Origin of the sequence: Streptomyces sp. E11-3, assembly GCF_046540415.1 — a bacterium.
Lineage (GTDB): Bacteria > Actinomycetota > Actinomycetes > Streptomycetales > Streptomycetaceae > Streptomyces.
On sequence record NZ_JAZGRL010000001.1, the window covers coordinates 995,220 to 1,006,342 of the forward strand.

Below are 11,123 nucleotides of genomic sequence, written 5' to 3' on the forward strand. Positions count from 1 at the left end.
CGGCAGAGGCTATCGGATGTTCAGATGCCTTCGTTCACCGGCCGTTTACGGCCCGACCATCTGGGTCTGCCCAGGCGCGAACGCCCGGGCCATCATCGTGGATCAAGGGTGCACACCACAAACCACGCCCTGGGGCACGGTCCCGCCAAGCGATCTCCCCAAGGCTCTGACCTGCAGGCATTTCCGCAGGTCAGAGCACATGACAACGGTGTTCACTGCCGTGTTGCCAGATACCCCCACCCCGTAGTTGACTGGCTGACGCGCAGGAGGAACACGGGACCGGAAACGACCGAGAACCACGCGATTCAGAGGGGTATTCATGGGAGCCGGCCACGATCACGGCCATGCCGCACCCACGTCGGGCACCGCCGCCGCCCGGTACCGGGGACGGCTGCGCATCGCGCTGTCGATCACGCTCGGCGTCATGGTGGTGGAGATCGTCGGCGGGATCATGGCGGACTCGCTGGCCTTGGTCGCCGACGCGGCGCACATGGCGACGGACGCGGTCGGCCTGAGTATGGCGCTGCTGGCGATCTACTTCGCCAACCGGCCGGCGAGCGGCAACCGGACCTTCGGGTTCGCGCGGGCGGAGATCCTGGCCGCGCTCGCCAACTGTCTGCTGCTGCTCGGTGTCGGCGGTTATGTGCTGTACGAGGCGATCGAGCGGTTCATCACCCCGGCCGAGACCAAGGGCGGCCTCGCCATCGTCTTCGGCGTCATCGGCCTGGTCGCGAACGTCGTCTCGCTGTCGCTGCTGATGCGCGGCCAGCGGGAGAGCCTCAATGTGCGGGGCGCGTTCCTTGAGGTGCTGGCGGACGCGCTGGGCTCGGCCGCCGTGATCATCTCGGCGGCCGTCATCATCCTGACCGGCTGGCAGGCGGCCGACCCGATCGCCTCGCTGGTGATCGGCCTGATGATCGTGCCGCGTACCGTCAAGCTCCTGCGCGAGACCCTGAACGTGCTCCTGGAGTCCGCCCCCAAGGGCGTGGACATGGCCGAGATGCGGGCGCACATACTGGCCCTGCCCGGCGTCGAGGACGTCCACGATCTGCATGCCTGGACGATCACCTCCGGGATGCCGGTGCTCTCCGCGCATGTGGTCGTCGCGGCCGAGATGCTGGACTCGGTCGGCCACGAGAAGATGCTGCACGACCTGCAGGGATGCCTGGGGGATCACTTCGACGTCGAGCACTGCACCTTCCAGTTGGAGCCCAGCGGGCACGCCGAGCACGAGCCGAAGCTCTGCCACTGACGGCAGCTCTGCGGCTGACGGCGGTTCTGCCGCTGACGGCGGCGTAGATCATCGAGGGTGTTAGGCTGGCCAGCGATTCTCAGGGAGGTGGGTTGATGACCGTCGTGTGGAGCGCTGCCGTGCGCAGCGACAAGGTTGTCCCCATCCCCCGGGCTCGCGGCTGATCCGGCGCATCGGCGCCCCCGCGCAAGCCCGCACACCCAAAGGGTTCTCACGTTGTCCGACAACGCTGCCTTGTACGAGGCTTTCTTCGCCCTGCACCACGGACTTCCGCGGCAGGGCCCCGGCTCCGACGCCACCACCCGGCACCTGCTCTCCCATGCGGGTCCGCTGCCGCAGCGGCCCCGCGTCCTGGACCTGGGCTGCGGTCCGGGCCGGTCCGCGCTGCTGCTGGCCGCCGAGGCCGGTGCCGAGGTGACCGCCGTCGATCTGCACCAGCCGTTCCTGGCCGAGCTCGATGCGGCCGCCGCGGCCCGCGGGCTCGGCGCATCGATCACCACCGTCGCGGCCGACATGGCCGAACTCCCCTTCCCTGACGGGTCCTTCGACCTGGTGTGGGCGGAGAGTTCGGCCTACTCGATCGGCTTCGACACCGCGCTGGCCAAGTGGCGGCGGCTGCTCGCTCCCGGCGGCACCCTGGTGCTCACCGAGTGCGAGTGGACGACGGCCGAGCCGTCCCCCGAGGCCCGCGCCTTCTGGGACCGGCACTACACACTGCGCAGCACCGAGCAGAACGCCCGCGCAGCGGCCGCCGCCGGGTACTCCGTACTCGCGCTGCACCCGCAGCCCGAGTCCGACTGGGACGAGTACTACGGCCCGCTCGGCGAGCGCGCTGACGCGGCCGATCCCGCCGCGCCCGGGATGGCCGAAGCGCTCGCCGCCACGCGCGCGGAGATCGCGATGCGGCGCGAACACGGCACGGAGTACGGCTACACCGGGTACGTGCTGACGGCGCCAAACCGGCGTTCGAGGTATCGGACGAGGCCATGATGGCGCTGGTGTTCGACGGTTCCGGAACGGTTCCGCGGGGCATGATCAACTACCCGGCGGCCTTCGGCGTCTGACTCGGTGGCCCGCGTGTACCCGCCCGCCGCGGCTGGCGGGTACACGCGGGCACCATGGGTGCCGAAAGCTCCGGATTCGTACGGCAGACTTGAGGTTCGACGACCAATGCGAAGGATGGGTATGCCGATCACACCAGCCACCGCGGCGAACACTCCGGCCAACGGGTCCGCGGACACGATCCTGCTCGAACTGGTCGACGAGGACGGCAACACCATCGGCACCGCGGAGAAGATCTCCGCCCACCAGGCGCCCGGGCAGTTGCACCGCGCGTTCTCCGTGTTCCTCTTCGACGAGCGGGGGCGGCTGCTGATCCAGCGGCGCGCGCTGGGCAAGTACCACTCCCCCGGCGTCTGGTCGAACACCTGCTGCGGGCACCCGTATCCGGGCGAGGCGCCGTTCGCGGCGGCCGCTCGGCGGACGTACGAGGAGCTGGGCGTCTCGCCCTCGCTGCTCGCCGAGGCGGGCACGGTCCGCTACAACCACCCGGACCCGGACTCGGGTCTGGTGGAGCAGGAGTTCAACCACCTCTTCGTGGGGATGGTGCAGTCCCCGCTGCGGCCCGATCCCGAAGAGATCGGCGAGACGGCCTTCGTGACCTCGGACGAGCTCGCCGTCCGGCACGACAAGGGGCCGTTCTCGGCGTGGTTCATGACCGTACTCGACGCGGCCCGGCCCGCGATCAAGGAGCTGACCGGGCCGTCAGCTGGGTGGTGAGCGGTCCGCTCAGCGCGGTGGCTTGAGCGGCAGGGCGGCCCAGATCACCTTGCCGCCGCTGGCCGTGTGTTCGGCGTCGCAGACCCCACCGGCCTCCTTCGTGATCTCCAGCACCAGCAGTAGCCCCCGCCCCCCGGTCTGGCCCTGGTCCGCCTCCAGGGCCTTGGGCCGGTACGGGTGGTTGTCCTCGACCGAGACCCGCACCCACTCCGCTCCCACGGCCACCTCGACGGCGATCATCGGGGAGAGCAGGGCCGCGTGCCGTACGGAGTTGGTGACAAGCTCCGAGACGATCAGCAGCAGTCCGTGGACGACGTCGTCGGATGCCGGTACTCCCTGGCGGGTCAGCAGATCACGTACGGCGTGCCGGGCCTGGGGTACCGAGGTCTCGACGGCGGGGGCGGTGAACCGCCAGACGCCCTCGTACGGCAGTGGTCCCGACACGGCCTGACCTGCTACCGCCTGCCCCGGCGCGGTCTGACCGGTTGGGACTCCGCCACCGTTGTCCATCGTCCGGTCGCCGCCTCTGCGCTCGATAGTCACCACACTGTCGAGTCTGAGAAAGTTCAGGTCCGTACCGCAGAAGTGATCAGAACTCGTTGACTATCGACGCTTTCCGACCGCTGGCGTATGACAGCGTCAGGTGTGCGACTGATCCTGATCGTCTTGTTCTGATTGTTCTGGCTTCAAAGGCTTTACCGGTTCTATACGTTCGGAGTCCGCGGCCCGTTCGGCTTCCTCCGCCTTCTTGGAGACCACCTCCGCCTCCTCGGCGGCTTCCTCCGCGACCAGGGTGACAACGCGCCGCCCCAGCACGCCGGTGGCGATCAGACCCAGACCGTCGAAGAGCAGCGCGAGCGAGAAGAAGACGCCGATCACATAGCGGCTACTGTTCGGCCAATCGAACAACACCAGCAGGCCGAGCAGCAGCCCGAAGGCGCCCTGGACCAGCGTCAGGCCGAACTGCGGGCCGCGTACCACCGCGCTGCCGACCAGTCGGAAGGCACCGCCGGTGAGGAAGAGCAGCGCGGCGAACATGGTCAGCGCCTCCGCCGACCCCTCGGGGTGCCTGATGAGCACCACACCCGCGGCGAGATTGAGCGCGGCGACCACCACGCCCAGCCAGAAGAAGCTGGTGCCGCGGGACTGGAAGGAGTGCAGCAGGCCGACGGCGCCACCGGCCAGCAGCAGCCAGCCGAACAGCACCATCGAGGTCAGCGTGGCGAAGGCCGCGTAGCCGAGGCCCACCAGGCCGGCCAGGACCAGGATGACGCCCAACAGCGTGAGCCGGCCGAAACCGCGGCTCAGTCTCGCGCCCGGGCCGGTGCGTCTGACCATGACTGCCTCCTCGCGGCACCCCGGTGCGGCCCCTTATTGATCGTACGTTCGGGGCGTGCGGATAGCATCCGGCACATGGCGTACACGGAGCTCACCGAGCCGCGACTGCGACACACCGTCGACGGCGGGATCGCGACCGTCGTGATCGACCACCCGGCCAGGCGCAACGCGATGACCGCGGACATGTGGCGGGCGCTGCCGCCGCTGCTGGCCGAGCTGGCCGCCGACCCGGCCGTGCGGGTGCTCGTGCTGACCGGTGAGGGCGCCACGTTCTGCGCGGGCGCGGACATCTCCGGGCTGCGTGCTTCGGCGGGCGAGGCGCAGGATCTGGCCGTACGGGCCGAGGAGGCGCTGGCCGCCTTTCCGAAGCCGACGCTGGCGGCGGTGCGGGGCTTCTGTGTGGGCGGTGGCTGCCAGCTCGCGACGGCCTGTGATCTGCGGTTCGCGGAGGAGGGCGCGTCGTTCGGGATCACTCCGGCGAAGCTCGGGATCGTGTACGGGGCGTCCTCCACTCAGCGGTTGGTGTCGCTGGTGGGGCCCGCCACCGCCAAATACCTGCTGTTCTCGGCCGAGTTGATCGGCACCGAGCGCGCGCTGCGCACCGGCCTGGTGGACGAGGTGCTGCCCGCGGGTGAACTGGACAAGCGGGTGGCGGAGTTCGCGAAGGTGCTGATCGGGCGCTCCCAGCTGACCCAGGCCGCCGCGAAGGAGTTCGCGGCGGGCCGCGCGGAGCGGGCGGCGTACTGGGCCGAGCAGGCGCGCGGCAGCGGCGACACCGCGGAGGGGGTCGCCGCGTTCCTGGAGCGCAGGGACCCGCGGTTCCAGTGGACCGCGGGTCCGGTGGAACCGGCCTAGGAGGCGGCCGGGGTATCCGCCCGGAACTTCTCCACCACCTCTGCGGGGGCCTTCTCGGGTGAGCCCGCGTCGTACGGCGGCTGCGGGTCGTACTCGATCATGAGCTGGACGCCCTGCGCGAACGGGTCGCCCGCGATCTTCCCGGCCAGGGTCAGGCCCATGTCGATGCCCGCGGACACCCCCGCGCCCGTGACGTACTTACCGTCGAAGACGACCCGCTGCCCGGTCGGGGAGACGCCGAACTCCTTGATGGCGTCCAGCGCCAGCCAGTGGGTCGTGGCCTGGCGGCCCTTGAGCAGTCCGGCCGCGGCGAGCAGCAGCGATCCCGTGCACACCGAAGTCGTCCAGGTCGTGGTGGCGTCGACGGCGCGCAGCCAGCCCAGGAGCACGTCGTTGTGGGTCGGGACGTCCGGGCCACCGGGGACGATCACGATGTCGGGGCGGGTCACCTCGGCGAACGACTTCGCGGCCACGAAGGTGAGGTTCCCGGTGTCGTCCTTGACGGGGCCCGCCTGCTCGGCGACGAACACGGTCTCGGCGCCCGGCAGGGGGCTGAGCGTCTGGAAGGGGCCGACGGCGTCCAGCGCGGTGAAGCCGTCGAAGAGGACTATGGCGATCTGCATGGATGGACTGCCTTTCGTCGATGGGACAGATACGTCGATGGGACAGGTTGGGACGGGTGCTTGGGACGGGTGTTACGGCTGGGGGTGGCGGCTGTGCGCGCGGTGCTCCGCGACCAGGTCAGCGGGGGCCTTGTGCGGTGAACCGGCGTCGTAGGGCGGCTGTGGGTCGTACTCGGTCAGCAGCTGGATGGACTGGGCGGCCCGGTCTCCGGCGATCCGTCCGGCCAGGGCCAGGGCCATGTCGATGCCGGACGAGACCCCGGCCGCGGTGACGTATTTGCCGTCGAAGACGACCCGTTCGCCGGTGGGCTCGACGTCGTATCGCTTGATGGCGTTCAGGGCCAGCCAGTGGGACGTGGCGCGGCGGCCCTTGAGCAGTCCGGCCGCGGCGAGCAGCAGGGAGCCGGTGCACACGGAGGCCGTCCAGGTGGTCGTGGCGTCGACCGCGCGCAGCCACGACAGGAGGGTCTCGTTCGCCATCTGCGGGGTCTGTCCGGGGCCACCGGGCACCACGACGACATCGGGTCGGGTGACCTCGGCGAAGGTCGCGTCCGCGACGAGCGCGAGGGTGCCCGAGTCGTTGCGTACGGGACCGGGCCGCTCGGCGACGAAGACGGTCTCGGCGCCGGGGACGCGCCCCAGGACCTCGTAGGGGCCCACCGCGTCGAGGGCGGTGAAGCGGTCGAAGAGGGCGATCGCGATCTGCATGGACTGCCTTTCATGGACCGTCAGCGATCGTCAGTGGGGGCGTCAGTCGGCCGCGGGGGCGGGGCGGAAGCGGCGGCGGTACTCGGCCGGGGACGAGCCCAGTGCCTTGACGAAGGCGCGGCGCAGCGCCTCGGGTGTGCCGTAGCCGCAGGCGCGGGAGATCTGCTCGACGCCGTCCGCGGTGTCCTCCAGGAGGCGGCGGGCGTGTTCCAGGCGTACGCGCTCGACGTACCGGCCCGGTGTCGTACCGCTCTCGGCCGTGAAGGCGCGGGCGAAGTGCCGGGGCGAGAGCCGGGCGCGGGCGGCCAGGGACTCGACCGAGAGGTCGTCGCCAGGGTGCTCGGTGATCCACTGCTGGACCTCGCGCAGCGGTTCGCGCTGTGCGGTCTGCGCGGCGAGCTGGGCGCTGAACTGGGCCTGGTTGCCCGGGCGGCGCAGGAAGACGACCAGGTAGCGGGCGACGGTGAGCGCGACCTCCCGCCCGAGGTCCTCCTCGACCAGGGCGAGCGCGAGGTCGATGCCCGCGGTCACTCCGGCCGAGGTCGCGATGTGGCCGTCGCGTACGTAGATCGGGTCCGGGTCGACCTCGACCTCGGGGTGCTCGCGGGCGAGCTGGTCGCTGTACGCCCAGTGGGTGGTCGCCCGGCGCCCGTCGAGCAGCCCGGCCGCGGCCAGCAGGCCCGCTCCGGTGCAGACCGACACCAGGCGGGTCGCCTCGGGGCCGTGCCTGCGGAGCCAGGACACGAGCCGGGGGTCGGGGTCGCGGGTGCCGTGGCCGCCCGGCACCAGGAGCGTGTGCGGGATGGGGGCCTCGGTGATGTCGTAGTCGGGGGTGAGGGTGAGGCCGCTCGATGTGCGCACCGGCGCGCCGTCGAGCGTGGCGGTACGGACGCGGTACGGGCCGCCGGGGTCACCGGCGGCGAATGCGGCGCCGGTGAAGACCTCCACGGGGCCGGTGACGTCGAGGCTCTGGACGTCCTCGAAGAGGACGACGAGAACGGTGCGCTGCGGCGTGCCCTTCACCATGCCGACGATTCTTCGGGAGCCCCGGTATGGCCGCAATGACGCGCATCCCACCTTTCCTGCCATCAAGCGGACGCTTATGGTCCGGCAACACAGCCTTCCGGCCGTACCTACCAGTCGGTATCGTGCGGGCATGACCTCACTTCCCGCATACGCCGGACGCCGCTGCCACAACGTCCTGAACCCGCTGCACTCCGCCGTCTACTTCTCGCCCGAGTACCCCAAGGAACTGGCGTCGGCCGGTATCGCGGACCTCAGCGAGTCCCTGTTCATCATCGGACGGGCCGCGGCGCTCGGCAGGGTGGGGCCGGGGACGATCGCCGCCGCCTTCTACAACTTCAGCTACGACCGCATCGCCCGTGTGGTGCCCGCGGTATGGCAGAGCACGTCCCCCGAGGAGGTGGTCGCCGCCCGGCTCCGCGCCGCCGACTCGTCGCTGCGCCGACTACTCGGCGAGCAGGCCATAGCGTCGGACGAGATGGCCGAGGCCGCCCGCCTCGCGCTGCGCGCCACCGAGGCCTGCACCCGCCACGCCCGGCCGCTCTACGCCGCGCACGCCGATCTGCCGGTGCCGGACGAGCCGCACCTCGCGTACTGGCACGCCGCGACGCTGCTGCGCGAGCACCGCGGCGACGGGCATCTCGCGGTCCTGCTCGACGCCGGACTCGACCCGGTGGAGGCCCTGGTGAGCCACACCGCGACGGGCAAGGGCATGAACCCCCAGTGGATTCTCGCCACGCGCGGCTGGAGTCAGCAGGACTGGGACGCGGCCGCCGACCGGCTACGCGCGCGTGGGCTGCTGGACGCCGACGGCGAGCCCACCGAGGAGGGGACCGCCCTGCGCAAGGGGATCGAGCGGACCACCGACCGGCTGGACGCGGCGCCGTACGAGCACCTGGGCGCGGCGGGTGTGGAGCGGCTCACCGAGCTGGGGACCGGGTTCCTGATGACCGCGGCGGAGGCAGGCGCGTTCCCCGCGGATCTGGTGGGCAAAGGCTGATCCGACAGGTCGAGCGGCCGGGGCTGATCCCCCGCTGTCGGTGCCACCTGCCACAATACGTACCTCACTCAGGTTTGCCAGGCCATGTGCACACCGGCTGGCTGGCTGACCTGTGTGTCCGGCTGGAGGTCCGGGGGCCACGCGGCGGAGCCGCACATGTCAGCGCCCCCGGGAAATTGCAGCAGCTCAGCGAGAAGGCGGTACGGGAATCGTGACAGCAGCACTGCCACCCATCGTGGGGTCCATCGAGAGCAGGATCGCCCAGGAGCTCGGCGTCCGGGAGCGGCAGGTCAGGGCGGCGGTCGAGCTGCTCGACGGCGGGTCGACCGTGCCCTTCATCGCGCGCTACCGCAAGGAGGCGACCGAGCTGCTCGACGACGCGCAGCTGCGCACGCTCGAAGAGCGGCTGCGGTATCTGCGCGAGCTCGAAGAGCGGCGTACGGCGATCATCGAGTCGGTACGTGAACAGGGCAAGCTGACCGACGAGCTGCGGGCCCGTATCGACGCCGCCGACACCAAGGCGCGGCTGGAGGACATCTACCTCCCGTACAAGCCCAAGCGCCGCACCAAGGCGCAGATCGCCCGCGAGGCGGGGCTCGAACCGCTCGCCGACGGGCTGTTCGGCGATCCGGGTGTGGAACCCCTCGCCGCGGCCGCGGCGTTCGTGGACGCCGACAAGGGTGTCGCGGACCCACAGGCCGCGCTGGACGGCGCGCGGGCGATCCTCACCGAGCGGTTCAGCGAGGACGCGGACCTGATCGGCGAGGTGCGCGAGCGGATGTGGACGCGGGGGCGGCTCGCGGCCAAGGTGAAGGACGGCAAGGAGACCGAGGGCGCCAAGTTCGCGGACTACTTCGACTTCGCCGAGCCGTTCACCGAGCTGCCCTCGCACCGGGTGCTCGCGATGCTCCGCGGTGAGAAGGAGGGCGTACTGGACCTGGTCCTGGAGCCCGAGGAGCCGGACGCCGCGCCGGAGGGCCGGGCGGCCACGTCGTCGTACGAGGGCATCATCGCCCGGCACTTCGACATCGCCGACCGTGGCCGCCCCGCCGATGGCTGGCTGCTCGACACGGTGCGCTGGGCGTGGCGCACCCGGATCCTGGTGCATCTGGGCATCGACCTGCGGCTGCGGCTGCGAACGGCCGCCGAGGACGAGGCGGTGCGGGTCTTCGCGTCCAATCTGCGGGATCTGCTGCTCGCGGCCCCGGCCGGTACGCGCGCGACGCTGGGGCTCGACCCCGGGTTCCGTACGGGCGTGAAGGTCGCCGTGGTCGACGCGACCGGCAAGGTCGTGGCCACGGACACGATCTACCCGCACGTCCCGGCCAACAAGTGGGACGAGGCGCTGGGCAAGTTGGCGCGGCTCGCCAAGGAGCACGCGGTCGATCTGATCGCCATCGGCAACGGCACGGCCTCCCGTGAGACGGACAAGCTCGCCGGTGAACTGATCACCAAGCACCCCGAGTTGAAGCTGACCAAGGTCATGGTCTCCGAGGCGGGCGCCTCGGTGTACTCGGCCTCCGCGTTCGCGTCCCAGGAGCTGCCGGAGCTCGATGTGTCGCTGCGTGGCGCCGTCTCCATCGCGCGGCGGTTGCAGGACCCGCTGGCCGAGCTGGTGAAGATCGACCCCAAGTCGATCGGGGTCGGCCAGTACCAGCACGACCTGTCCGAGGTGAAGCTCTCCCGCTCCCTGGACGCGGTCGTCGAGGACTGTGTGAACGGCGTCGGGGTGGATGTGAACACCGCGTCCGCGCCACTGCTCGCGCGGGTGTCGGGTATCGGCGCCGGGCTCGCCGAGAACATCGTGGCGCACCGGGACGCCAACGGCCCGTTCACGGCGCGCAAGGCGCTCAAGGACGTGGCGCGGCTCGGCCCGAAGGCGTACGAGCAGTGCGCGGGCTTCCTGCGGATCCGTGGCGGCGACGATCCGCTGGACGCGTCGAGTGTGCACCCCGAGGCGTACCCGGTGGTACGCCGGATGGTGCGGGTGACGGGCGGCGAGGTCGCCTCGCTGGTCGGGAACGGGGCGGCGCTGCGCGCGCTGAAGCCCGCCGAGTTCGTGGACGACACGTTCGGTCTGCCGACGGTGACGGACATCCTGCGCGAGCTGGAGAAGCCGGGGCGGGACCCGCGGCCCGCGTTCAAGACGGCGTCCTTCAAGGAGGGCGTGGAGAAGATCGGTGATCTGGCGTCCGGGATGGTGCTGGAGGGTGTGGTCACCAATGTGGCCGCGTTCGGTGCCTTTGTGGATGTTGGTGTGCACCAGGACGGTCTGGTGCATGTCTCGGCGATGTCCAAGACGTTTGTGAAGGACCCGCGGGATGTGGTGAAGCCGGGGGACATCGTGAAGGTGAAGGTTCTGGAGGTCGATATTCCGCGGAAGCGGATCTCGTTGACGTTGCGGCTGGACGACGAGGCGGCGGACCGGTCGGCGTCTGGCCCCGGCCAGGACGCTCGTCCCTCCAAGGGAGGTCAGCGGCGGGAGCGCGGGCAGGGTGGTGGGCGGCCGCCTGCGCAGCGTGGTGGCGGCGGGGGTGGCCGACGG

Annotated in this window: 10 protein-coding genes and 1 pseudogene; 6 read left to right on the forward strand and 5 right to left on the reverse strand. The window is 70.8% G+C overall.

The genetic code is table 11. The annotated features are described in order from the left end of the window. The first annotated feature begins 319 nt into the window (after positions 1-319). The 3 genes and pseudogenes from U9R90_RS04430 (at position 320) to idi (ending at position 3,031) form a co-directional block, all read left to right on the forward strand. Positions 320-1,252, forward strand: a complete 933-nt coding sequence (locus tag U9R90_RS04430) for a cation diffusion facilitator family transporter (RefSeq protein ID WP_411055042.1) — start codon at positions 320-322, stop codon at positions 1,250-1,252. Between the two features lie 216 nt (positions 1,253-1,468). After that, a pseudogene (locus U9R90_RS04435) lies at positions 1,469-2,239 on the forward strand (class I SAM-dependent methyltransferase); the annotation flags it as partial. A gap of 198 nt (positions 2,240-2,437) precedes the next feature. After that, positions 2,438-3,031, forward strand: a complete 594-nt coding sequence (gene idi, locus U9R90_RS04440; protein ID WP_411055043.1) for an isopentenyl-diphosphate Delta-isomerase — start codon at positions 2,438-2,440, stop codon at positions 3,029-3,031. Positions 3,032-3,040: 9 nt separating this feature from the next. Here the strand turns inward: idi and U9R90_RS04445 are convergent, their stop codons facing one another. Together U9R90_RS04445 and U9R90_RS04450 are read right to left on the reverse strand one after the other, a co-directional pair. Beyond that, positions 3,041-3,577 (reverse strand): ATP-binding protein, encoded by a 537-nt coding sequence (locus U9R90_RS04445; protein WP_411055044.1) that lies wholly within the window; start codon positions 3,575-3,577, stop codon positions 3,041-3,043. Between the two features lie 93 nt (positions 3,578-3,670). After that, on the reverse strand, positions 3,671-4,369 hold the full coding sequence (locus U9R90_RS04450; protein WP_411055045.1) for an HdeD family acid-resistance protein: 699 nt from the start codon (positions 4,367-4,369) through the stop codon (positions 3,671-3,673). 75 nt (positions 4,370-4,444) lie between these two features. On the opposite strand from U9R90_RS04450, the gene U9R90_RS04455 reads away from it, so the two are divergent. Then, entirely contained in the window at positions 4,445-5,224 is a 780-nt protein-coding gene (locus U9R90_RS04455) for an enoyl-CoA hydratase/isomerase family protein (RefSeq protein WP_411055046.1), read from the forward strand. Here U9R90_RS04455 and U9R90_RS04460 read toward each other — a convergent pair. The 3 genes from U9R90_RS04460 to U9R90_RS04470 all read right to left on the reverse strand — a co-directional run bounded on the left by U9R90_RS04460 (position 5,221) and on the right by U9R90_RS04470 (position 7,581). Further along, a complete protein-coding gene (locus U9R90_RS04460) occupies positions 5,221-5,847 on the reverse strand; it encodes a DJ-1/PfpI family protein (RefSeq protein ID WP_411055047.1) in 627 nt (208 codons plus the stop codon). The two genes, U9R90_RS04455 and U9R90_RS04460, sit on opposite strands and share 4 nt — an antisense overlap. 72 nt (positions 5,848-5,919) lie before the next feature. Then, the gene (locus U9R90_RS04465) at positions 5,920-6,555 is read right to left on the reverse strand and encodes a DJ-1/PfpI family protein (RefSeq protein ID WP_411055048.1); all 636 of its coding nucleotides are present in this window, start codon (positions 6,553-6,555) and stop codon (positions 5,920-5,922) included. Between the two features lie 42 nt (positions 6,556-6,597). After that, positions 6,598-7,581, reverse strand: coding sequence for a GlxA family transcriptional regulator (locus tag U9R90_RS04470; RefSeq protein ID WP_411055049.1), 984 nt, complete (start codon positions 7,579-7,581; stop codon positions 6,598-6,600). Positions 7,582-7,711: 130 nt separating this feature from the next. On the opposite strand from U9R90_RS04470, the gene U9R90_RS04475 reads away from it, so the two are divergent. Both U9R90_RS04475 and U9R90_RS04480 read left to right on the forward strand, forming a co-directional pair. Beyond that, positions 7,712-8,578, forward strand: coding sequence for an SCO6745 family protein (locus U9R90_RS04475; RefSeq protein WP_411055050.1), 867 nt, complete (start codon positions 7,712-7,714; stop codon positions 8,576-8,578). Positions 8,579-8,810: 232 nt separating this feature from the next. Next, positions 8,811-11,123 (forward strand): Tex family protein (locus U9R90_RS04480; RefSeq protein ID WP_411057641.1); only part of this gene is annotated, 2,313 nt, incomplete at its 3' end.